At 32.6% G+C, this 25,368-nt stretch carries 21 protein-coding genes and 1 pseudogene; 19 read left to right on the forward strand and 3 right to left on the reverse strand.

Annotated elements, in window-relative coordinates; all coding sequences use genetic code 11:
• Positions 1–91: 91 nt before the first annotated feature.
• From EL082_RS05060 to EL082_RS05095, 8 genes are all read left to right on the forward strand, one after another.
• The gene (locus EL082_RS05060; protein ID WP_002466179.1) at positions 92–1,753 is read left to right on the forward strand and encodes a putative polysaccharide biosynthesis protein; all 1,662 of its coding nucleotides are present in this window, start codon (positions 92–94) and stop codon (positions 1,751–1,753) included.
• Entirely contained in the window at positions 1,750–2,442 is a 693-nt protein-coding gene (locus EL082_RS05065; protein WP_002466183.1) for a pseudouridine synthase, read from the forward strand. Before EL082_RS05060 ends, EL082_RS05065 begins: the two co-directional genes overlap by 4 nt.
• A 21-nt stretch (positions 2,443–2,463) precedes the next feature.
• The gene (locus EL082_RS05070; RefSeq protein ID WP_002466185.1) at positions 2,464–2,889 is read left to right on the forward strand and encodes a YtxH domain-containing protein; all 426 of its coding nucleotides are present in this window, start codon (positions 2,464–2,466) and stop codon (positions 2,887–2,889) included.
• A gap of 169 nt (positions 2,890–3,058) precedes the next feature.
• Positions 3,059–4,468 (forward strand): dipeptidase PepV, encoded by a 1,410-nt coding sequence (gene pepV / locus EL082_RS05075; RefSeq protein ID WP_015364889.1) that lies wholly within the window; start codon positions 3,059–3,061, stop codon positions 4,466–4,468.
• Positions 4,469–4,471: 3 nt separating this feature from the next.
• Entirely contained in the window at positions 4,472–5,320 is an 849-nt protein-coding gene (gene dat / locus EL082_RS05080; protein ID WP_015364890.1) for a D-amino-acid transaminase, read from the forward strand.
• A 359-nt stretch (positions 5,321–5,679) separates the two neighbouring features.
• Positions 5,680–6,471: a phosphotransferase family protein gene (locus EL082_RS05085; RefSeq protein WP_015364891.1), complete on the forward strand. Its 792-nt coding sequence runs from the start codon at positions 5,680–5,682 to the stop codon at positions 6,469–6,471.
• A gap of 13 nt (positions 6,472–6,484) precedes the next feature.
• Complete coding sequence (gene trmB, locus EL082_RS05090; RefSeq protein ID WP_002465599.1) at positions 6,485–7,129, forward strand: tRNA (guanosine(46)-N7)-methyltransferase TrmB; 645 nt, start codon at positions 6,485–6,487, stop codon at positions 7,127–7,129.
• 173 nt (positions 7,130–7,302) lie between these two features.
• The gene (locus EL082_RS05095; RefSeq protein ID WP_002465598.1) at positions 7,303–8,139 is read left to right on the forward strand and encodes a YtnP family quorum-quenching lactonase; all 837 of its coding nucleotides are present in this window, start codon (positions 7,303–7,305) and stop codon (positions 8,137–8,139) included.
• A gap of 89 nt (positions 8,140–8,228) precedes the next feature.
• On the opposite strand, the gene EL082_RS05100 is transcribed toward EL082_RS05095, so the two are convergent.
• The gene (locus tag EL082_RS05100) at positions 8,229–8,543 is read right to left on the reverse strand and encodes a PepSY domain-containing protein (RefSeq protein WP_015364892.1); all 315 of its coding nucleotides are present in this window, start codon (positions 8,541–8,543) and stop codon (positions 8,229–8,231) included.
• Between the two features lie 85 nt (positions 8,544–8,628).
• On the opposite strand from EL082_RS05100, the gene EL082_RS05105 reads away from it, so the two are divergent.
• From EL082_RS05105 to ccpA, 10 genes and pseudogenes are all read left to right on the forward strand, one after another.
• The gene (locus EL082_RS05105; RefSeq protein WP_002467406.1) at positions 8,629–9,705 is read left to right on the forward strand and encodes a M42 family metallopeptidase; all 1,077 of its coding nucleotides are present in this window, start codon (positions 8,629–8,631) and stop codon (positions 9,703–9,705) included.
• Positions 9,706–9,723: 18 nt separating this feature from the next.
• Positions 9,724–10,035: a thioredoxin family protein gene (locus EL082_RS05110; protein WP_002467409.1), complete on the forward strand. Its 312-nt coding sequence runs from the start codon at positions 9,724–9,726 to the stop codon at positions 10,033–10,035.
• Positions 10,036–10,134: 99 nt separating this feature from the next.
• Positions 10,135–10,992, forward strand: a complete 858-nt coding sequence (locus EL082_RS05115) for a DUF1444 domain-containing protein (RefSeq protein WP_002467410.1) — start codon at positions 10,135–10,137, stop codon at positions 10,990–10,992.
• Between the two features lie 18 nt (positions 10,993–11,010).
• Positions 11,011–11,613, forward strand: a complete 603-nt coding sequence (ytpR, locus tag EL082_RS05120) for a YtpR family tRNA-binding protein (RefSeq protein WP_002467403.1) — start codon at positions 11,011–11,013, stop codon at positions 11,611–11,613.
• A 20-nt stretch (positions 11,614–11,633) separates the two neighbouring features.
• Positions 11,634–15,473 carry a DNA translocase FtsK gene (locus tag EL082_RS05125; protein WP_049415757.1) on the forward strand — a complete coding sequence of 1,280 codons (3,840 nt, stop codon included), beginning with the start codon at positions 11,634–11,636 and terminating at the stop codon, positions 15,471–15,473.
• 21 nt (positions 15,474–15,494) lie between these two features.
• Positions 15,495–16,807: pseudogene (gene murC, locus EL082_RS05130) on the forward strand (UDP-N-acetylmuramate--L-alanine ligase).
• 74 nt (positions 16,808–16,881) lie between these two features.
• Positions 16,882–17,373, forward strand: coding sequence for a DUF948 domain-containing protein (locus EL082_RS05135; RefSeq protein WP_002467416.1), 492 nt, complete (start codon positions 16,882–16,884; stop codon positions 17,371–17,373).
• A 77-nt stretch (positions 17,374–17,450) separates the two neighbouring features.
• The gene (locus tag EL082_RS05140) at positions 17,451–18,914 is read left to right on the forward strand and encodes a coiled-coil domain-containing protein (RefSeq protein WP_002467405.1); all 1,464 of its coding nucleotides are present in this window, start codon (positions 17,451–17,453) and stop codon (positions 18,912–18,914) included.
• Between the two features lie 339 nt (positions 18,915–19,253).
• Positions 19,254–20,345, forward strand: a complete 1,092-nt coding sequence (locus tag EL082_RS05145) for a bifunctional 3-deoxy-7-phosphoheptulonate synthase/chorismate mutase (RefSeq protein ID WP_049415765.1) — start codon at positions 19,254–19,256, stop codon at positions 20,343–20,345.
• Between the two features lie 299 nt (positions 20,346–20,644).
• Positions 20,645–21,634: a catabolite control protein A gene (ccpA, locus tag EL082_RS05150; protein ID WP_015364896.1), complete on the forward strand. Its 990-nt coding sequence runs from the start codon at positions 20,645–20,647 to the stop codon at positions 21,632–21,634.
• A 35-nt stretch (positions 21,635–21,669) separates the two neighbouring features.
• On the opposite strand, the gene EL082_RS05155 is transcribed toward ccpA, so the two are convergent.
• Both EL082_RS05155 and EL082_RS05160 read right to left on the reverse strand, forming a co-directional pair.
• On the reverse strand, positions 21,670–22,830 hold the full coding sequence (locus EL082_RS05155) for an acetoin utilization protein AcuC (RefSeq protein ID WP_049415768.1): 1,161 nt from the start codon (positions 22,828–22,830) through the stop codon (positions 21,670–21,672).
• Positions 22,831–22,851: 21 nt separating this feature from the next.
• Positions 22,852–23,484 (reverse strand): GNAT family N-acetyltransferase, encoded by a 633-nt coding sequence (locus EL082_RS05160; RefSeq protein WP_002467408.1) that lies wholly within the window; start codon positions 23,482–23,484, stop codon positions 22,852–22,854.
• A 172-nt stretch (positions 23,485–23,656) separates the two neighbouring features.
• Here EL082_RS05160 and acsA point away from each other — a divergent pair, with 172 nt between their 5' ends.
• A complete protein-coding gene (gene acsA, locus EL082_RS05165; RefSeq protein ID WP_015364898.1) occupies positions 23,657–25,366 on the forward strand; it encodes an acetate--CoA ligase in 1,710 nt (569 codons plus the stop codon).
• Positions 25,367–25,368: the final 2 nt, after the last annotated feature.

Below are 25,368 nucleotides of genomic sequence, written 5' to 3' on the forward strand. Positions count from 1 at the left end.
GATATATTTTATAATAATGTAAGCTAATGATAACGAACGCAACATGATTTCAACTTGTATTAATAAACTTTTAAAGATAGGAAGATAGTTAATGAGCGAAAGTAAAGAAATGGTTCGAGGGACCTTTTTAATTACACTAAGTATTTTAATTACGAAAGTTCTCGGTGTACTATTTATTATTCCATTTAACCATTTAATAGGCGGACAAGAAAATATGGCACCGTTCACGTACGCCTATGCACCATACAATATTGCGATAGCTGTAGCTACAGCAGGGGTGCCACTTGCAGCCTCAAAATATGTAGCTAAATATAATGCATTAGGTGCATATAAAGTCAGTCAGAAATTTTATAAATCAAGTTTTATTGTCATGAGTATTACCGGTGTACTAGGATTTTTAATTCTATATTTCCTAGCGCCATTTATTTCAGAATTAACTTTATCTCGTAATGCGTCAGATAAAAATGGATGGTCTGTGGCAGATATCACTTGGATTATTAGAATTATCAGTATGGTAGTTATTTTTATCCCTGTATTAGCAACTTGGAGAGGTATCTTCCAAGGTTATAAATCAATGGGGCCTACTGCAGTATCTGAAGTAACTGAGCAAATAGCGCGAGTGATTTTTATCTTAGTAGGTAGTTACTTAGTCTTAAATGTATTTGATGGCACAGTACTAATGGCGAATGGTATTGCAACATTTGCTGCAGCTATTGGCGCTATAGCAGGTATCCTTACATTATGGTATTACTGGAGAAAACGTAAGAAAAATATTGATAAAATGGTATTATCAGATTATACCGATATCAATGTTTCATACGGCAATATGTATAAAGAAATCATAAAATATAGTATTCCGTTTGTTATAGTAAGTTTAAATTTTCCATTATTTAATTTAGTCGATCAATTTACACATAATGGTGCATTATCTGTAGTAGGTGTATCATCACAATTACAAGACATTTTCTTTAATATGTTAAATATGTCGACAAATAAAATTGTTATGATTCCTACATCGTTAAGTGCTGGTTTTGCAGTAAGTTTAATTCCATACATTACCAAAACGTATGAAGAAGGTCGCTTTGAAGAAATGCATAGACAAATCAGAACGTCAATTGGTGTACTGATGTTTATTACAGTCCCAGCAAGTATTGGTATTATGGCATTAGCACAGCCATTATTTACAGTCTTTTATGGATATGACCCAGTAGTTCAAGGTCATGATCCTAACTTTGATGGTAGTAGATTACTGTTTATCTATGCACCAGTTGCAATTCTAATTTCACTATTAAGTGTGACTGCATCTATGTTACAAGGTATAGATAAACAAAAGTTAACCGTTTACGTTATTTTAGGTGCTGTTGCTATTAAATTAATCCTTAACTATCCACTTATTATGTTATTGCATACACCGGGGGCCGTACTTAGTACGTCAATTGCATTACTCTTTGCAATTGGATGTAACTTCTACATCTTAAAGAAATATGCACAGTTCAAATTTAGTTATAGTTGGATTCACTTCGGTAAAATCTTTTTATATTCATTTATTATGATGTTAGGTGTAGAGTTAGTATTCTTTATTGGAAAATTATTCCTAGCACCTAGTAAATTAGGTTATTTAATCATTATTGCTGTAGGCGTTGTTGTAGGTGCTGCTATATATGGAGGTATAACAATTAAGACTAAATTTGCAGATGAGTTTTTAGGTGATATTCCTGAAAAAATCAGACGTAAAGTTGGTTTCTTAAGATGAGATTAGATAAGTTCTTAGCTAATATGGGTATAGGTACACGCAATGAAGTTAAGCAAAGTTTAAAAAAAGGTTACGTTAAGGTGAATGATAAGGTGAATAAGTCACCTAAAACGCAAATTAATCCTGATGAAGATATCATTACAGTTAATGGTGAAAAAATTATATATATCGATAAAGTGTATATCATGTTAAATAAGCCATCTGATGTAGTGTCAGCGACAGAAGATGATAAACATCAAACTGTAATCGATTTAATCCCTGAGTACAAACACTTGGGGATTTTCCCTGTAGGTAGGTTAGATAAAGATACTGAAGGGTTATTACTAATCACTAATGATGGTCAATTTAATCATAATTTGATGAGTCCAAATAAACACGTGCCTAAAACATACGAGGTAGTATCAAAAAATGATGTGACACAAAGCGATGTAGAACGTTTTAAAGAAGGATTAGAATTGTCTGATGGGTTACTAAAACCTGCACAATTAGAAATCATTGAAAATCGAAGATCACGTGTTACGATATACGAAGGTAAATATCATCAAGTTAAAAGAATGTTTCATGAGATTGAAAATGAGGTATTACAATTAAAACGTATTAAAATTGCTAATTTAGAGTTGGATACATCACTTAAATTAGGCGAATTTCGTTTATTAACTGAAGAAGATTTTAAATTACTTTTAAACTAAAGAAAGAGAAGGTGTTTGAATATGGCAAAAGGTACAAATTTATTTAGAGTAGTATTAGGTTTAGGTGGTGCTGCAGCAGCAGTTCTATTATCTCGTAAAGAAAGCAGAGACAAATTAAAAGATCAATATAATCAATACAAAGAAAATCCAGAATCATATAAAGCGAATGCTAAAGACTTTGCAAACCAAATTAGTTCTAAAGCTAACGAAACAATTCAAGATGTTAAAAGTAATCCAAAAGGTTACGTAGAAAGAATTAAAAATGATCCAAAAGCATTCTTTGAAGAAGAAAAAACTAGATTCACAAAATTAGATGAGAATAAAGCTGATGATTTAGAAGAAGGTAAATTTGATGATGAAGGTGGCGCTACAGCTAATAATAATTTACGCGTCGTATCAGAAGAAGATTTAAAAAATAATAAAAATGCCTTAGAAGATAAAAAATAATTGTGAATCACTTATATGCCTGTACACGTTTTTAAGCTAAATGTGTACAGGCATTTTTTTGTAATAAAAATTTAGAAAATTTAGTAATTTTTCTAACATCTTACTGTAGTTTCGGTGTAACTTCATGTAAAATGGAAAATAACTTATTAAAAAAGGAAGTCGAATTCGAATGTGGAAAGAAAAAGTTCAAGAATACGAAAACCAAATCATTGAAGATCTAAATGGATTATTGTCAATAGAGAGTGTAAGAGATGACAGTAAAGCAAACGACGATGCACCAGTAGGCCCTGGCCCAAAAGAAGCCTTAAATTATATGTATCAAATTGCTGAAAGAGACGGCTTTTCTACGCATGATGTTGATCATATCGCTGGTAGAATTGAAGCGGGTAAAGGTGACGATGTATTAGGTATTCTTTGTCATGTTGATGTTGTACCAGCTGGCGATGGATGGGATTCAAATCCGTTCGAACCCGTAGTGACTGACAATGCTATCATTGCTAGAGGTACATTAGATGATAAAGGGCCTACGATTGCGGCTTACTATGCTGTGAAGATATTAAATGATATGAAAGTAGATTGGAAGAAACGCATTCATATTATTATTGGGACAGATGAAGAATCTGATTGGAAATGTACCGATCGTTATTTCCAAACGGAAGAAATGCCCGCTTTAGGATTTGCACCAGATGCTGAATTTCCCGCGATTCATGGTGAAAAGGGTATTACGACTTTTGACTTAGTACAAAATGAAATGGCTGAAGATGTAGATGAACCAGACTATGAATTACTAGCGTTTAATTCAGGGCAACGTTATAACATGGTGCCTGATCATGCAGAAGCTAAAGTATTAGTTAAAGAGCACATGACTGATGTAATTCAAAACTTTGAATACTTTTTAGAAACGCATCATCTTCAAGGTGAAAGTACTGTAGATAGTGGTATTCTTATATTAACTGTTGAAGGTAAAGCTGTTCATGGTATGGATCCTTCTTTAGGAATTAACGCAGGCCTATATCTTTTAGAATTCTTAGCTACGTTAAATTTAAATAAAAGTGCAAAAGATTTTGTAAACTTTAGTAACCAATATTTACACGAGTCTCACTTTGGAGAAAAAATGGGAATGAAATTCCATACTGATATTATGGGTGATGTAACTACAAATATTGGTGTGATGACTTATGATAATGAAAATGCAGGACGTTTTGGTGTGAATCTAAGATATCCTCAAGGCTTCGAATTTGAAGAAGCTATTGATCGTTTCTCAAAAGAAATTGAAGCATTAGGATTTAGAATTGAAATGGGTAAAGTACAAAAGCCACATTATGTGGATAAAAATGATCCATTTGTTCAAAAATTAGTGACTGCATACAGAAACCAAACTGGAGATATGACAGAACCGTATACAATTGGTGGCGGTACTTATGCGAGAAACTTAGACAAAGGTGTGGCATTTGGCGCAATGTTTAGCGACTCTGAAGACTTAATGCATCAGAAAAACGAATACATCACGAAAAAGCAACTATTTAATGCAACGAGTATTTATCTCGAGGCGATTTACTCATTATGTGTGGAGGGATAATTTATGACAAAAGTTTTTATTAATGGTGAATTTTTAGAACAAGAAGAAGCAAAGGTCTCATATGAAGATAGAGGTTACGTGTTTGGAGACGGTATCTATGAATATATTCGTGCATACGAAGGTAAGTTATTTACAGTTAAAGAACATTTTGAGAGATTTTTAAGAAGTGCTAATGAAATAGGATTAGACCTTAATTATACAGTCGATGAATTAATTGAATTAGTACGTAAATTATTAGATGTTAACGGTGTTAAAAATGGAGGGATTTATATTCAAGCAACACGTGGTGCTGCACCACGAGAACATTCTTTCCCAACGCCGCCTGTGAAACCTGTGTTAATGGCATTTACTAAGAGTTATGACAGACCGTTTGAAGATTTAGAAAAAGGTATTTATGCTGTAACCACTGAAGATATTCGTTGGTTACGTTGTGACATTAAAAGTTTGAATCTTTTAGGAAACGTATTAGCTAAAGAATTTGCTGTAAAATATAATGCGAGCGAAGCAATTCAACATCGTGGTGAAACAGTTACAGAAGGTGCTTCAAGTAATGTCTATGCGATTAAAGATGGAAAAGTGTATACGCATCCTGTGAATAACTTTATTTTAAATGGTATTACAAGAAAAGTTATTAAATGGATTTCAGAAGATAAAAATATTCCATTTATTGAAGAAACGTTTACAGTTGATTTTCTAAAAAATGCAGATGAAGTGATTATATCTAGTACGTCAGCTGAGGTCATGCCTGTAGTTAAGATTGATGGAGAAGATGTCGGAAATGGCAATGTAGGCGACGTTACGAGACAGCTTCAAGATGGATTTAACGAATATATCAAAACACATAGTTTATAAGTTAAATAATTATCAAAATTTCTCCAACTATCTCACTCTAAATATGTTATAATATAAGTCAAAGTAGTTTTATAATTTTTAAAAGAGCGGACTAGTAAAATGTGTCTTTTAGTTTCTCATTTTTAGTTGAAATATAATGATAAAAATTATAAAATCTTCTATGAGTGATAAAAAATGAGGACGCAATTTTAAAGCATATTTTTAGGGACAAAAATATAAAAATTAGCCAACTCACAAAACTGTAAAATTAATTTAAATGAGCGTGTAGATATGACTATACGGTTTCTATAAATTAGAATATATGGCTCTTGAAAACATATTTCTGGAGCCATTTTCTAATTGAAAGTGAGGTGAACGTGTTGGAGCAGTTTTATCAGTTAGGGTGGACATTAGATTCAGCAGGTGGTGCTTCTGGTGAAGCTTATATGGCTGAACAAGATGGACAGAAGTTGTTTTTAAAACGAAATACTAATCCTTTTATTGCAGCATTATCTGCAGAGGGTATTGTACCTAAATTAGTTTGGACGAAAAGAATTGAAACTGGTGAAGTAGTTACGGCGCAACATTGGAAAAACGGTCGCGAATTAACAGCGAACGAAATGCAACAGCCTAGAGTAGCCAAAATATTGAAGAAAATCCATAATTCCAAACCATTATTGACAATGCTGAAAAGAATGGAAATGGAACCCATTACACCAGAAATTATGTTGAATAAAATCAATGCATCTCTTTCAAGAGAAGTATTAACGCATCATGTTGTTAGAAAAGCATTAACATATTTAGAAGACCATATACCTAATTTAGATTCAAGATTTTTCACTGTAGTACACGGAGACGTCAATCACAATAACTGGCTTTTATCAGATCGTGACGAGCTATTTTTAGTAGATTGGGAAGGTGCTATGATAGCAGATCCTGCAATTGATATAGGTATGCTGCTTTACAACTACGTTCCTGAAAATAAATGGTCTAAGTGGTTTGAAACATATGGCGTTCAAGAAAGTCTAAATCTAAATAAGCGTATGAAGTGGTATACAGTTATTCAATCAATTGGTATGGTTCAATGGTACGAAGAACAAAAGCGTTTTAAAGATATGAATACTTGGCTTGAATTTTTAAATGAAGTGATGAATAGCAACTTATTTATATAAGGAGAAATTGAGTATGAGAGTTCGCTACAAACCTTGGGCGGAAGATTATTTGAAAGACCATCCAGACTTAGTGGATATGGATGGTTCGCATGCTGGACATATAGATGAATGGTTTGATAAAAAGCAACCTATTTATATTGAGATTGGCTCGGGTATGGGACAATTTATTACAACACTTGCCGCACAACATCCAGACATTAATTTTGTGTCAATGGAACGTGAAAAAAGCGTCATGTATAAGGTCTTAGATAAAGTAAAAGAGCAAAATTTATCGAATCTTAAAATGATTTGTAATGATGCGATTGAACTTAATGAATACTTTAAAAATGGTGAAGTTTCTAGGATTTATCTTAATTTTTCTGATCCATGGCCTAAAAAACGTCATGCTAAAAGAAGACTCACATATCATACATATTTAGCACTATATAAACAGATTTTAGTTGAAGACGGAGAAATCCATTTTAAAACAGATAATAGAGGTCTTTTTGCGTTCAGTTTAGAAAGTATGTCTCAATTTGGTATGTATTTTACTAAGATGAATTTAAATTTACATGATGAAGACGACGAAGATAATATATTAACAGAATATGAACAGAAGTTTTCTGAAAAAGGTTCTAGAATTTATCGTATGGAAGCTAAATTTCATAAAAATATATAATAAAAAGACAAGTTCCTTAACTGGGACTTGTCTTTTTTGTTATTAAAATATGTTCTGAATTGCCATGTAGTCATTCTATAATAGCACTAAGTCATTTATTGCTAATGGTCTATAAATATTATAGATTATAATTAAGTTTGAATGTATAAAAACTGAAATAAGGAAGTGATTTTATGAAGTTAGGTGCATTAACAATCGATGATATAAATGGAGGAAATACGCATATAGATGGTGGCGCAATGTTTGGTGTGGTTCCTAAACCACTTTGGACAAGAAAATATAAAGTGAATGACAAGAATCAAGTTCATACGCCTACACATCCAATTCTCATTCGACACCCAAAATATAATATTTTAATAGATGCAGGTATTGGAAATAATAAGTTAACTGACAAGCAAAAAAGAAATAGTGGTGTTACACAAGAAAGTTTTATTAAAGAAGAATTAGCGTATTTTGGACTTACACCTGATGATATTGATTTGGTTTTAATGACTCATTTACATTTTGACCATGCTGCGGGACTTACAGATGAAAATGGACACGCTCTGTTTAAAAATGCTACACATTATATTCAACAAGATGAATGGCATGAGTTTCTAGCACCTAATATACGTAGTCAGGCAACATATTGGAAGGAAAATCAAGGTGACTATGATGAAAGAGTTATTTTATTTAAGGATGAAATCGAACCAGTTCCAGGTATTAAAATGATTCATACTGGTGGACATAGTTTTGGTCATTGTATCATCACTATCGAAAGCGAAGGGCAAAAAGCAGTACATATGGCCGACATTTTCCCAACCTTGGCTCATCGTAACCCACTATGGGTTACAGCATATGATGATTATCCTATGACATCTATTCAAGAAAAAGAAAGATGTATTCCGTATTATATTTTTAATGATTATTGGTTCTTGTTTTATCATGACGAGAACTACTTTGCACTAAAATTTGAATCTGATAAGCACAATATTAAAGAAACAGTTAAACGTGCATATAGACTATACTAAAACAATGAGAAAGGTTATAGCTTTGTTCAAGAATCTCAATATTTTTGAGTGAACAATCTATAACCTTTAATTTTATATTAATGTGTAGTCTATAATTCTATAATATTCAACACTTCACCTGAATAGGCATCTGCATAAAAATCATAATCTACAAGTTGTCCATTTTTAGTTGCAGTTATGCCACCAAGATAAACTGGTCTATTAGCATTAATGTTAGGATCGTTGAGAGGTTGATGTACGATATATGAGCCTTTAACGTCCATAAAATAAGTTTTAACTTCATTTAATAATTTATCGGGATTATAATATTTTTTCTTAGCTAGGTATGCAACGATACCAGCTGATATGATTACAACCGTACAAGCACCTATGATAGATATATTTTTACAATTTAAACACTTCATCATTGTATCTCCCTTATTCATAATTCATATTATTAGTTTACCATAATGAAGATGATATAATAAGTTATAAGGAGTGAAGCTTTAAATGACTATAAATGAAAGTATAACACTAGATAGAATAAAACATCTTACTGAATTACATGGTGCACCAGGTTTTGAAGATGATATTAAAACATATATGAAAGATCAAATGACACCCTTTGTAGATGAGTTTATTGATAATAAAATGGGTGGCTTTTTTGGAGTGAAAAAATCCGCTAAACCGAAAGCAAAACGTGTGATGGTAGCTGCTCATATGGATGAAATTGGATTTATGATTACACAGATTACCGATAATGGTATGATTCAATTTACAAACCTTGGTGGCGTTGCTAATGATATTTGGCAAGGTCAAAGACTCAAAGTGAAAAGTCGTAATAATGAAGAAATTACAGGAATTGTATCTAATATACCTAAACACTTTAGAAGTGGAAATGAAGGTGTACCTCAAATTAGTGATTTAATGTTAGATATTGGTGCTACGACGGCTAATGAGGTTAGAAAAAGGGGTATTGAAATAGGCGATACAATAGTTCCAGACACACCATTTACACAATTATCGAAGTATCGATTTAGTGCTAAAGCATGGGATAATCGATATGGTTGTCTCATCGCGATAGAGATATTAGAATTGTTGAAAGATATCGAATTAGATGTAGATTTATATGTTGGCGCAAATGTTCAAGAAGAGGTTGGCCTACGCGGAGCTAAAGCATCTGCTGAACTTATTAAACCGGATGTTGCGTTTGTAGTGGATTGTTCTCCTGCAAATGATATAAAAGGTCCTAATCAGTTATCCGGTGCGCTAGGGGAGGGGACATTGATTCGTATTAAAGATGGAACAATGATCTTAAGACCTTCGTTCAGAGATTATTTACTTCAATTAGTCAATCAGTATGATATTCCTCATCAATATTATATGTCTCCAGGTGGAACTGATGGAGGCGAGATTCATAAAGCAAATGAAGGAATTCCTACAGCTGTTATAGGTGTGTGTGCACGTTATATTCATAGTACGGATGCTGTATTTGATATTAGAGATTACTATGCAGCTAGACAACTATTAAATAAAGCAATTATAAATTTAAACGAAGCACAAATTGAAACGTTACAATATCATTAATTTACAGGAGTGGAGATCGTGTTAAAACTAGAATCAGAACAACAATTTGAAGAATTAAAACAAGACAATACGGTGTTTGAATTTACAGCTGATTGGTGCCCAGATTGTAAAGTTATTGAACCAGAATTACCACAATTAGAAGAGAAATACCCATCGTTTAAATTTGTCTCAGTAGATCGTGATCAATTTATAGATATTTGTATTGAAAATGGGATTATGGGGATTCCAAGTTTCTTAGTTTATCGCAATGGTGAATTGCTAGGAAGTTATATTGGTAAAGAAAGAAAATCCATCGAACAAATTGATACATTTTTATCACAATATATTTAATTGAATAGTTGAAAAATATATTTAAAAACCTGTTTTTTTCTGTTACTATCCATTGTTTTATTGTAAACTATTAAGAGGTGCGAAATAGGAGTGTTATAAATGAATGTCTTTCAAATGAGAGATAAAATTAAACAACGTTTAAACCATTTAGACGTTAATTATAAATTTGATCGTGAAGATGAAACATTAAGAATTTATAGAAAAGACAATCATAAAGGTGTCACAATTAAATTAAATGCTATTGTCGCAAAATATGAAGAAAAAGAAGAAAAAATAGTTGATGAAATTATTTATTATATAGACGAAGCAATTGCACAAATGGCGGATCAGGGACTTGAACAACTTAAAGATATTCAAATTATGCCAGTAATCCGTGCTACGAGTTTTGATAAGAAGACTAAAGAAGGCAATGCCTTTATTTATGAAAATCACACCGCAGAAACAAATATTTACTATGCATTAGATTTAGGTAAATCTTATCGACTCATAGACGAGAGCATGTTAGAAACGTTAAATATGACACAACAACAAGTCAAAGAAATGTCTTTATTCAATGTTAGAAAATTAAACAATCAATATAGTACAGATGAAGTTAAAGGAAATATCTTTTATTTTATTAATTCTAATGATGGCTATGATGCAAGTCGTATTTTAAATACTTCTTTTTTAAATGATATTCAAGATCAATGTGAAGGTGAAATGTTAGTAGCAGTGCCACATCAAGATGTATTAGTTATTGCGGACATTCGTAATAAAACAGGTTATGATGTTATGGCGCATTTAACTATGGAATTTTTCACTAAAGGTCTTGTACCTATCACGTCACTATCATTTGGTTACGATAAAGGTCATCTTGAACCAATATTCATTTTAGGTAAAAACAATAAGCAAAAAAGAGACCCAAACGTGATTCAGAGATTAGAAGCAAATCGTAAAAAATTTAATGATAAAAAATAAATAAAAAGGAGAAAAAGTATGAATTTATTTTATAATCCCAATGGTGTAGGAGACGTTGCTTTCTTACAAATTGAACCTGCAGAAGGTGAATTTAATTATAGAAAAAATAATGATGTTGTAGAAATTACTAAAGAAGATGATAACCAAGTAGTTGGATATAATTTCTTTAATATTTCAAATCATATTCAAATTGAAGGCAATGGTCATATCAAATTAACAGAAGATATTGTTGAACAATTACAGCAAATGATAAAAAACAATGGTTTTACGTTTGAGTTAAATGCAGATTTATCACCTAAATTTGTTGTTGGTTATGTTGAAACTAAAGAAAAACACCCAGATGCAGACAAATTAAGTGTTCTTAATGTAAACGTTGGTAATGACACATTACAAATTGTTTGTGGTGCACCGAATGTTGACCAAGGACAAAAAGTGGTTGTTGCAAAAGTTGGAGCAGTTATGCCAAGTGGTATGGTCATTAAAGATGCAGAACTTAGAGGTGTTGCATCTAGTGGAATGATTTGTTCTATGAAAGAGCTAAATTTACCAAATGCCCCTAAAGAAAAAGGTATCATGGTATTAGATGATAGTTATGAAATTGGACAAGCATTTTTTGAATAAAAAAGGAAGGTAGTGAAAGTATGAGCTGGTTTGATAAATTATTTGGCGAAGATAATGATTCAAATGAAGATATATTGCGCAATAAAAATAAAAGACGCCAGGCAAATCAATCGAATGATACTCATCATGACTCATTACTGCCACAAAATAATGATATCTATCATCGTCCAAAAGGGAAGTTTCGTTTCCCAATGGAAGGTTTTGAATCAGGAAATGCGGAGTCTGAAAACACAACTACTCAAGATGTGCACCGGTCAAATGTCAATCATGATATAGAGGAATTCCGTACTCAAGACAATAAAAGACATCGTCGTAGAAGAAATCATGACAATGAAGAAGGTAGTTTCGATTCTAGTTATCAATCTAAAGGTTATCAATCTAGAAAGAAGAAAGATCCCAATCCTTATACAACGACATCAACACACCGTCAAATTTCTCCTACGTCACTTGGCAATTCGAGTACGAAAAATCATAATACAACGTCCAACACGCAACCTAGGATGAAATTACAATCTGAACGATTTAAATCTAATTATAAAACTCAATCTGAATATATATATCACAAAAGTGATTTTAGAGCGTCAGAAGTACCGTCTGCCATTTTCGGCACGAAACAAAGACGTCCGATTGAAAATGGTGTTATACCACCTAAAGATAGTGGGGAAAATAGCACTCATGTAACAGTAGATAATCGAAATGATAGAGACTATGTAAATCAGAATTCAAGAGCGTTTTCATCTAATTCAAAGGCAAACGCTCAACAGCAACATCAAGATTCACAGCAATCAAATTACAATACTATTAATAATGAATTATCTACAGGTAATGAAAATGTAGCATCGACTACTACACCAAATCATTCTAAAAAGGATAATACGATAAATATTAATAATATTTATGCATCACAAATTGTCGAAGAAATTCGTAGAGAACGTGAACGTAAAGTCCTTCAGAAACGTCGATTTAAAAAAGCGTTACAAGAAAAAAGACAACAAAATCAAGAGTCTAATGAGGATAGTATCCAAAAAGCAATAGATGAAATGTATGCTAAACAAGCACAACAATATGTAGGCGATAGTTCATTAGACATCGAAGATCAAGAAGAGTTTAATGATAGCGTTGCTAATAGCAATAGTAATATAGAAGAGGATAAATTAGATGACTCTACTGTATTAGATACAGATAACCAAGAAAAATCTAATCATCACTATAATTACGAAGAAATAGATTTAAATGATATCACTCAAAGACACGAAGTGAATGATGATGATGTTACGGTATCTGACGCAGTCAATCATGATAATGATAATGATTCTATACAGGATCAATTGGAGCATCATTCAATAGATAACGCAACTGAAGATGAAATCGTACAACAAGATTCTGAGGATAAAACGCAAAGTTATGACAATGGTGACAGGGGTCATGAAATGGTTAATAGTGAACCTGAATTATCTAATCACGTTGATGATGCAGAATATCGTGAAATCGATGAAAGTGACTCTTCAGCTAATCATGTAACTTCTGAGCCAATATCAATGTCACAAAAAGCGAGTGAATCTCAACAAAAATCTAGTGAGCATCATTGGCAACAAAGAAGAGGGCATAATGCTGTTACACAAAGTGTTGATCATGAAATAGAATATGCTAAGAAGCGTAAACGTCAATCCGATATAAAAAGTGAAACATCATCAGAATCAGATAGCGCTTCAGAAAATCAAAGTGACTCAACTAAAAATAATGACGAGACTTCTAGTGATAATACAAGTATGTCATCAGCTAAGCCAATGGATGTGGCAAGTACTTCTGAACGTCAATATGAATCAATGTCATCAATAGATGAAAATATCCAACGAGATAATAGTTCAAACCATTCATCATCTGAATCAATACAATCTAGTACTAAAGAGCAAATTGAATCAAATTCTGAAAATACAAGTAGTTCTGATAAACAATCCAACTCACTACAAACTCAACATTCCAGTACACCTAAGAAACGTGTTACTGGTGGTAAACCATTTAATGTCGTAATGACACCATCAGATAAAAAGCGAATGATGGATAAGAATAAAGGTAAAAGAGTTAATGTTCCTGAATTAGCACCAGAAGATAAGAAACAAGCATCGCGTTCTAGCGAAGATACTAAGTCAACATCAATGTCACATCATACTAGTACATCGGAGCCGTTTTCTAATCAGGAAGCAAGTCATTCTTCTGAAAGTGTTCAAATGAGTCATTCAACACCAAACACTCATTCGGAAGCTGTGAATACGACGTCTACAGAATCAATTCATGTTGATGATAATCAATCTGTAGTAAGTAAACAAAATAGTTCATCATATGTTACTGACAATGAGTTAAATCATCATCAAGATGATAGTCAAGTTGGAATCAATCATCTTAATGAGCAAGAAACGTCAGGTAATTCAGAAGAACCTCAAGTACAAAAACCTACAATTCGAAAAGGACCAAATATAAAATTACCAAGTTATGATTTACTTGAAGAACCTGAGCCACATGAAGTTAATGAAGAATGGATCGATGATAAGAAACAGGAATTAAATGATGCATTGTATTACTTCAATGTGCCAGCTGAAGTACAAAATGTCACTGAAGGCCCAAGTGTAACACGCTTTGAATTGTCAGTTGAAAAAGGAGTAAAAGTATCAAGAATTACCGCACTACAAGATGACATTAAGATGGCATTAGCTGCTAAAGATATTCGTATTGAAGCACCAATACCAGGAACTAGTCTTGTAGGTATTGAAGTGCCTAATCAAAATCCAGCTAAAGTGAATTTGAGATCGATTGTAGATTCAGAACCATTTAAAAATGCGGAATCAAAATTAACAGTTGCAATGGGATATCGCATTAACAATGAACCTTTATTAATGGATATAGCTAAAACGCCACATGCTCTGATTGCAGGTGCGACTGGTTCAGGTAAATCAGTATGTATTAATAGTATTTTGATGTCTTTACTGTATAAAAATCATCCTGAAGAACTAAGGTTATTATTAATTGATCCAAAAATGGTGGAATTAGCACCGTATAACGATTTACCTCATCTCGTATCACCAGTTATTACAGATGTTAAAGCTGCCACTCAAAGTTTAAAATGGGCAGTTGAAGAAATGGAACGCAGATATAAATTATTTGCACAATATCATGTGAGAAATATTACTGCATTTAATAAAAAAGCATCATATGAACAAAGAATGCCTAAAATTGTTATAGTAATAGATGAATTAGCCGACTTAATGATGATGGCACCACAAGAAGTTGAACAATCTATAGCACGAATTGCTCAGAAAGCACGTGCATGTGGTATTCACATGTTAGTAGCTACTCAACGTCCATCAGTTAATGTCATTACAGGATTAATAAAAGCTAATATTCCAACTAGAATTGCATTTATGGTATCATCGAGTGTAGATTCTAGAACTATACTTGATAGCGGTGGTGCAGAACGTCTACTAGGATATGGTGATATGCTTTACCTAGGTGGCGGAATGAATAAACCAATCCGTGTTCAAGGTACATTTGTCTCAGATGAAGAAATAGACGATGTTGTAGATTTCATTAAACAACAACGTGAACCTGAGTATTTATTTGAAGAAAAGGAATTATTAAAGAAAACACAAACTCAAGCACAAGATGATTTATTTGATGATGTGTGTGAGTTCATGATTAATGAAGGACATATATCTACTTCATTAGTACAAAGACATTTCCAAATTGGGTATAATAGAGCAGCGAGAATCATAGATCAGTTAGAACAATTGGGATATATCTCTGGAGCTAACGGTTCTAAACCTAGAGATGTTTATATTACTGAGGCGGATTTAAATCAAGATTAAAATTTAGTAAGGAGTTTTATAATGACACACTATCATTTTGTCGGTATTAAGGGTTCCGGCATGAGTTCATTAGCACAAATTATGCATGATCTTGGATATGAGGTGCAAGGCTCAGATATAGAAACTTATGTATTCACTGAAGTTGCTCTAAGAAACAAAGGCATAACAATTTTACCGTTCGATGCGAATAATATAAAAGAAGACATGGTGATAATTCAAGGGAATGCCTTTCCTGATAGTCATGAAGAAATTGTTAAAGCACATCAACTTAAATTAGATGTGATTAGATATCATGATTTTCTTGGTCATGTAATTAATCAATACACGTCTGTTGCTGTTACAGGTGCACATGGTAAAACATCTACAACAGGCTTATTATCACATGTAATGAATGGCGACAAAAAGACATCATTTTTAATTGGTGATGGTACTGGAATGGGATTACCTGGTAGTGATTATTTTGCATTTGAAGCATGTGAGTATCGTAGACATTTCTTGAGCTATGACCCTGACTATGCAATTATGACAAATATTGATTTCGACCACCCAGATTATTTCAAAGATGTTGAAGACGTATTTGATGCTTTCCAAGAGATGGCGCATAATGTTAAAAAGCAATTATTGCTTGGGGTGACGATGAATACCTTAGAAAATTAGAAGCAGATGTACCCATTTATTATTATGGATTTAATGAAACTGATGATGTATACGCTAAAAATATTCAAATTACAGAACAAGGTTCTCAATTTGACGTTTACATCAATGGTGAATTCTATGGTCAATTCCTATCACCACAATATGGAGACCATAATATCTTAAATACACTAGCTGTTGTTACAATTAGTTATCTTGAGAAAATGAATATTGATAATATTAAAGAGGCATTAGAAACTTTTGGTGGTGTAAAACGTCGTTTTAATGAAACAAAAGTATCAAATCAAGTATTAGTAGACGATTATGCTCACCATCCAAGAGAAATTAATGCTACAATTGAAACAGCTCGAAAAAAATATCCACAAAAAGAAGTTATTGCAGTATTCCAACCACATACATTTTCAAGAACTCAAGCATTTTTAGAAGAATTTGCAACGAGTTTAAGTGCAGCAGACCATGTTTTCTTATGTGAAATTTTTGGTTCTATAAGAGAAAATACTGGTGAATTAACTATTCAAGATTTAATTAACCGTATTGATGGTTCAGCTTTAATTGATGAAAGTGGTATAGATGTATTAGAAAAATTTGATAATGCAGTTATTTTATTTATGGGTGCTGGTGACATCCAAAAAATGCAAAAAGCGTATTTAAATAAAATTGGTGTAAAAAAAGATTTCTAATATGTTTATAATGATTTCTCAAGGGTATTAAATATTAATGAATTTTATAATTAGGTATTTAGGAGGCGTTTTTAATGGATTGGATTTTACCAATTGCCGGAATTATCGCTGCGATAGCGTTCTTAATTTTATGTATCGGTATCGTTGTAGTGTTAATTTCTGTTAAGAAAAATTTAGATCACGTGGCTAAAACACTTGATGGTGTTGAAGGTCAAGTACAAGGTATTACAAGAGAATCTACGGACTTACTTCATAAAGTAAACCGTTTAACTGAAGACATTCAAGGTAAAGTTGATCGTTTGAATTCTGTAGTAGATGCTGTTAAAGGTATCGGTGACTCAGTTCAAACATTAAACGGTTCAGTTGACCGTGTAACTAACTCAATTACGCACAATGTTTCTCAAAACGAAGATAAAATTTCTCAAGTAGTACAATGGTCAAATGTTGCAATGGAAATTGCTGACAAATGGCAAAATAGACACTACCGTCGAGGAAGTGCAAATTACAAAGCAAACACAGTAGCAAATGATACAGATCATAGTTACACTACTCGTGTTGATAAATAATTAATAAGAATGAACTAAATGCACTTAAATGAGGTTGTTACTTGTTTAAGTGCATTTGTTATAGGGAGGAATAAATCATGGAACACTATAATCGTGATGATTTTGAAAGAAATAATACTGGAAATGATTTATACAGCCGTCATACTCGTATAAATAATCAATCACCACAACGTAAAGATTTCGTAGTTAGCTTTATTACAGGAGCAATTGTAGGGTCTGCTTTAGGTTTATACTATAAGATGAAAGTCTTTGAAAAAGCAGATCAAGCTATTGCAAAAGAAAAAGAATTACGTGAAAAAGCATTAAATTATAAATCACAAGCTGAACAACATATTGAAACGGTTAAAACACGAGTAGAAAACTTTAGAAATAAATCTAATAATGGTGTTTCTTCAGATGAATTATCAGCTCAAAAAGTAGCGATTCAAAGAGAAGTGAGTGATCATAATCTTGCAGACCAATCTCCTGAAGCGAGAGAAATCCAAGAAGCAAAATTAGAAGCTGACAATCATTCAAAAGTTGGTGCGAGTGCAACTGAATTAGCAGCACAACAAAATGCAATTAAATCTGAAACAAATCATGACCAATTAGCAGATCAATCACCACAAGCGCGTGAAATTCAAGATGCAAAAGTTGAAGCTATGCGTAATGATCAACAAACTGCAACACCTTCATCAAAGGAACTTGCAGCACAACAGAATGCGATTCAAGCAGAATCGAATCATGATACATTAGCAGATCAATCACCACAAGCAAGAGAAATCCAAGAAGCAAAAGCAGATGCAAAAAGTAAACAAGCAAATTCTAATATTGATAACAATAAGCATGTATCTGACAAAGAAATTGCTATGGCACAATCTGCTATTAAAGAAGAATCATCTTTATCAGATCCATCTCAAACTAAAGAACAATCAACACAAACATCTAATGCTGATAAATTAGCTAGTGCGGCTCATACAAAGAAACAAAAAATGAACAATGATTCACAAGTATTGGCAGACACTAATGCATTTACTAAAGAACAAGACGTAGCTAAAAACAACAAACAAACTACGCCAAGTTTAGTCGATCAAACAAATCAAAATAGTTCAAAAGCTAATGATGGCTCATTCGCTAATAGATTAGCAACAGCAGCCAAAGATAAACAAGCGAAGTTAACTAAAGGTTCTAAAGAATCACAATTAACAAACGCTTTATTAGCAGAGGCACCTATTGCCAAATCAAAAATGACTAAAGTGCCTAACTTAGTAACTAAATCTTCAACTAATGACACAAAAAATAGTAAATCAAGTCAAACAACTAATAAGCAATCTTCAAAAAAACAAAATAAAGCACAATTTGATAAAGGTGTCGTAACACGTCAAAATAACGCATCAACAAAATCTAATAACAAAAATAAGACACAAACGAAAACGTCAAAACAATCAACAAAAACACCAAGTCAAAATAAAAATCAAAAGCAACAAGGTAAACAACAACCAACACAACAAAAGGTAGAAAAAACGACTAGTAAAATTGAAAAACGTACGTTCAATGACTAATTAGTTTGTATTTAATATGAGTTAATATTATGATATAAATATAAGCACTCATTGATTAGTATTTGATTTTTAAAGTGAAATTAAATGTATCATTTTAGAGTGGAACCCATCATTTATTCATTAACAGGATAGATGACGTTCTGCTCTTTTTATTTTCGTAAAAAGAGTTGTCATAATACTTAAGAATATACGTATATTTTTAGAAAATTTAATCAATTCTAACAATTAGAGCTTGAACTATAAAATGTTAATTGTTAGAATGATTCGTAAATACATTTAATTTATCGCTTTAAAGTGATACATATAAATGTGCAACTATAAGATAGAGGTGAAGTAACTATGAGTAATAAATTAGAAACGTACAGACAAGAAATTGTTTCGCTTAACGATCAGATTTTAGAATTGCTATCCCGTCGAGGTGAATTAGCACAAAAAATTGGGGAAGAAAAAATCAAGCAGGGAACACGCGTATATGATCCACAACGTGAAAAAGAAATGATCAATGACCTTTTAGATAAAAATAAAGGACCATTTAACGACAATGTCATTAAACAATTATTTAAAGAAATTTTTAAAGCCTCTACAGACTTACAAAAATCAGAAAACGAAAAGCATTTATACGTATCTCGTAAATTAAAACCAGAAGATACGATTGTTCATTTTGACAATGGTGGCATGTTCGGTGAAGGACATAAATCTTTCGTATTCGGTCCATGTTCAGTTGAATCACAAGAGCAAGTAGATGCTGTAGCAGCAGATTTACAAGCAAAAGGTGAAAAGTTCATTCGTGGCGGGGCATTTAAACCACGTACATCTCCATATGATTTCCAAGGTTTAGGTGTTGAAGGACTTAAGATTTTAAAAAATGTTAAAGATAAATATAATTTAAACGTTATTAGTGAAATCGTGAACCCAAATGACTTTGAAATTGCTGATGAATATCTTGATGTTTTCCAAATTGGTGCACGTAACATGCAAAACTTTGAATTATTAAAAGAAGCAGGACGTACAAATAAACCAATTCTTTTAAAACGTGGATTATCAGCAACGATAGAAGAATTCACATATGCAGCTGAATATATTGCTTCTCAAGGTAATAGAAATATCATTCTATGTGAACGTGGTATTAGAACATATGAAAAAGCAACTAGAAATACATTAGATATTTCTGCAGTACCTATTTTAAAACAAGGGACACATTTACCTGTAATGGTTGATGTAACACACAGTACAGGTCGAAAAGATATTATGTTACCAACTGCAAAAGCAGCATTAGCGGTTGGTGCTGATGGTGTTATGGCTGAGGTACATCCGGATCCTTCTGTTGCTTTAAGTGATGCAGGTCAACAAATGGATTTAAATGAATTCAATGAATTCTATAAAGAATTAAAACTTTTAGCTGACATGTATAACGATAAGAAGCTTAAATAAAGCATTGACCTAGAACATAAATATGTTCTAGGTTTCTTTTTATGTAACAAATATGATCATTAAAGTGGCTATATAAAAGTACTTATTAATAAAATTAATTTGAATCTCTGTTGAGTTATATCATAGTTGCTTTTCATGGTAGTGAAGTCATTTTATTAATGAGTAATGAAACTAAAAATCTGACAGAAATGTGAACGTCAAAACAAATTTATTTCACTGAATCTCTAAATATGGTAAACTTTGAAAATAATATGAAAACATGATACTAAAGCGTATGAAGCGCTTTCAAGGAGGAAACTATGACTGTAACAATATATGACGTAGCTAGAGAAGCTAGAGTATCGATGGCAACGGTCTCTCGTGTAGTTAACGGAAATCAAAATGTTAAACCAGAAACTAGAAATAAAGTAAATGAAGTTATTAAAAAATTAAACTATCGACCAAATGCTGTTGCACGTGGACTTGCAAGTAAACGTACAACGACTGTAGGTGTCATTATCCCTGATATTTCTAATGTGTATTATTCTCAACTTGCACGTGGTTTAGAAGACATTGCAACGATGTATAAATATCATTCAATTATTTCCAATTCTGATAATGATTCAGAAAAAGAAAAAGAGATTTTTAATAATCTTTTAAGCAAACAAGTTGATGGCATTATTTTCTTAGGGGGTACCATTTCAGAAGAAATCAAAGAACTTATTAATCAATCTTCAGTTCCGGTTGTTGTATCAGGTACAAACGGTAAGGATGACCATGTTGCGTCAGTAAATATTGATTTTGAAAAAGCAGCTGAAGAGGTAACACAACAACTTATAAAGCAAGGTGCTAAATCATTTGCATTAGTTGGTGGCGATTATTCTAAAAAAGCACAAGAAGATGTACTTTCAGGTTTAAATAAAGTATTATCTGAAAATCAATTAAAATTAGATGAGTCACTTCATTTATCAGGAGCTGAAAGCTACAAAGAAGGTATGAAAGTCTTCGATAAAATTAAAGATAATTTACCAGATGCAGTTTTATCTATTAGTGATGAACAAGCTATCGGTATTTTACATGGTGCATTAGATGCAGGTATTAAAGTACCTGAAGAATTACAAATTGTAAGTTTTAATAATACGCGTTTAGTTGAAATGGTTCGACCACAATTATCTAGTGTGATTCAACCATTATATGACATCGGTGCTGTTGGTATGAGATTACTAACGAAATATATGAACGAAGAAGAAATTGATGAACCCAACGTGATTTTACCACATAGAATTGAATATAGAGGAACAACTAAATAGTTAAAAATAAAGCACACCGTTTATGCGGTGTGCTTTTAATTTGAAAGGTCATACCAACTGGCAACTAAATTCGATATACGTGCATTTTTTTCTGAAATTTCAGCAGTGCGTGGAACATAAGTATAGTCATTCAAACGGTCTTCCCATCTTTTAGGTAGTGTTACTGAACTATAATGCTTCCATTTATTAATCCAATTTAGAGGTAAGTAGCCTTGTTGAATTGGTTCATTAATTAAACTTAAATATAGATGACTCCATGCACGTGGAACAACACGCCACAAATTATAACCTCCACCACCAAACATAATTATTTTATTTTCTGTATATTTTTCAGCTAAATCCTTAAGCATATATGGTAGGTGATAAAGTGAACTTAAAGTACAACTCATATGTGTTAATGGGTCTCTATAATGGATGTCGACACCATTAACACTCAAGATAATATCAGGTTTGAATGCAGCTATGACAGGTTCAACTGTTGATTTGAAAGATTCTAAAAATGATTCATCTTCCGTATAGGGTTCTAAAGGCACATTGACAGTATAACCATATCCTATATCTTCACCACGTTCTGTATAATGACCAGATCCTGGGAATAAAAATTTACCTGTTTCATGGATAGAGTAAGTTAAAACTTCATTACTAGTGTAAAAACTCCATTGCGTTCCATCTCCATGGTGTGCATCTGTATCTATAATCATAACGCGTTGATTATAGCGATTAACTAAATATTGGGCTGTAATAGCAACATCGTTATAAATACAAAAACCATTTGCTCGACCGGCTAAGGCATGATGTAAGCCTCCACCCAAATGACAACCATTTGTATAAGTGCCATCCATAATTTTATCAGCTAAATTAAGCGCGCCACCTACAATTCGTGCACAATGTTGATGCATGTGTCTAAAAGGAACTGTATCTTCATTAAAGCCATATTTTTTAGCCTCTTCGGCACTTAATATACCGTGAGATGCATGTTTGATGGCTTGTATATAATCATATTTATGAATCAAACCAATTTCATCATCAGTTGCAATTCTTGGTTCTAATATGTTTTCTTTTGTTAAAAATTGTGCATCTAACAACAACTCAGTCGTTAATTTTAAACGCATTTGATTGAAAGGATGCTCGTTATTAAATCTATATTTTAATATATCATCTGAATAAACATAACCTGTTCTATTTTTAGTACTCATAAGATCATCCCTTTCAAACAACTAATAAAAGAAGCGATTTTGAAATCTAATATCATCAAATGCATGTTGTTGATCTAATGTGATACGTTTACCAATTCTTGCCATTAAACAATTAGCCGGGTGACTGGTAATTTCAGGGTCATCTGTTGCAAATACTTCTAGACCACCTTTTTGCATTAACTTCTGCATGAGCCGTTTATATTCGAATACGTCTAACTGTGCATACTTCAAATCCCAATGCCAATAATATTCAGTAGTAAGTACAATAAAGTCTTCAAACTCATCTCCAGAAAGACTAAGTTGAATTAATCGACCACCTAGATGCAGATGGCGATACGATTTACTTAATTCAATTGCACCGAGTTCTAATAAATAAGGGAGATGACTAGTAGACCATCTTTCAAGTTCATCAGGATAATGATAGGTAACGTAACCGATTATATGTTGCTCTAGTCGTATAATATATACTCTTCCTTCAGGCAATGTAGTAATTTCTAACAATGCTTCAAATTGTTCTTTAGAAGAACGAAATGCATTAAGTCCTTCATCAAAAGTAAGCGTTTTCAAAAAAGAGTGTGAAACAGGGCCTTCAATTTTGTATTTGACATTATCAATTTCAATATTATCAGTAACATAAGTTTTAATGTGTTTCATTTTTTCACATCCTCATCAAATTGCCTCAAATCCTTACTATTATTATACTTATTTTCTTGTAATATAACAAAAATGTTGTGATTAATAAATAAATGTTTTGAATAATGTGACAATTATATGTATAATTCATTTTAAAGAAAGCGATTACATAAAGTTGAAGGGGGATTTTCTTATGAAAGTTGAAGTTTATCAAAGCGAACCTGGAAATTATAACATGCAAGATTATGAGCAAACTTACAAAGATTTTGATTGGAAGAATGTTGAACAAGCCTTTTCTTGGAGTAAAACAGGAAAAATCAATATGGCATATGAATGTATCGATAGACATGTTGATGAGGGTAAGGGAGACAAAGTGGCGCTCAATTATAAGGATGAGCGACGTCATGAGTCATATACGTTCGAAGATATGAAAAAATACTCAAATAAGGCAGCTAATGTATTAAAAAATGAAGCTGATGTTAAAAAAGGGGATAGAGTATTTATCTTTATGTCAAGAACGCCAGAATTGTATTTCGCTTTCTTAGGAATTTTGAAAATTGGTGCAATCGTTGGACCTTTATTCGAAGCATTTATGGAAAAAGCTGTTGCAGATCGCTTAGAAAATAGTGAAGCAAAAGTAATCATTACAAATAAAGCATTGTTACCTAGAATCCCAAAAGATAAATTACCACATTTAGAAAAAATTGTTGTTGTCGATGATGATGTTGAAGAAGGCTATGTAGATTTTAATCGTTCCTTTAAAGAAGCAAGTGAAGATTTTGAAATTGAATGGTTAAATGAAGATGATGGCCTCATCTTACATTATACATCTGGGTCTACAGGACAACCTAAAGGTGTATTACATGTCCAAAAAGCCATGTTAGTACATTACATTTCAGGTAAATATGTTTTAGACTTACAAGATGATGATGTGTATTGGTGTACAGCAGACCCGGGTTGGGTAACTGGTACGTCATACGGAGTTTTTGCACCTTGGTTAAATGGTGTGACAAATTGTATTGTTGGCGGACGCTTCTCTCCAGAACAATGGTATAAAATGATTCAAGACTTTAAAGTGACAGTGTGGTATACTGCGCCAACTGCTTTAAGAATGTTAATGAGTGCTGGTGATGATGTTGTAGATAAATATGATTTATCATCACTACGTTCAATTTTATCTGTTGGTGAACCGTTAAATCCTGAAGTAATTAAATGGTCTAAAGATGTATTCCATAAACGTGTGTTAGATACTTGGTGGATGACGGAAACAGGTGGACATATGATTGTGAACTATCCAGCTATGGATATTAAATTAGGTTCAATGGGTAAACCGCTACCTGGTATTGAAGCGGCAATTGTTGATGATGAAGGTAATGAGTTACCTCCAAATCGTATGGGTAACCTAGCCATTAAAAAAGGATGGCCTTCAATGATGCATGCTATCTGGAAAAATCCAGAAAAATATGATTCATATTTTATTGGTGATTGGTATGTTTCAGGAGACTCTGCTTATAAAGATGAAGATGGTTACTACTGGTTCCAAGGTAGAGTTGATGATGTCATTATGACTGCCGGTGAACGTGTCGGCCCATTCGAAGTAGAATCAAAATTAGTAGAACATGAGGCAGTAGCCGAAGCAGGTGTTATCGGTAAACCTGATCCAGTACGAGGTGAAATCATTAAAGCGTTTGTAGCTTTAAGAGAAGGTTATGAACCATCAGATGAATTAAAACAAAGTATTAAACAATTTGTTAAAGAAGGATTATCAGCACATTCAGCACCTCGAGAAATTGAATTTAAAGACAAATTACCTAAAACACGTTCTGGTAAAATTATGCGCCGTGTATTAAAAGCTTGGGAGTTAGATTTAGATGCAGGTGATTTAAGTACAATGGAAGATTAGAT

Origin of the sequence: Staphylococcus warneri (genome assembly GCF_900636385.1) — a bacterium.
Classification (GTDB): domain Bacteria; phylum Bacillota; class Bacilli; order Staphylococcales; family Staphylococcaceae; genus Staphylococcus; species Staphylococcus warneri.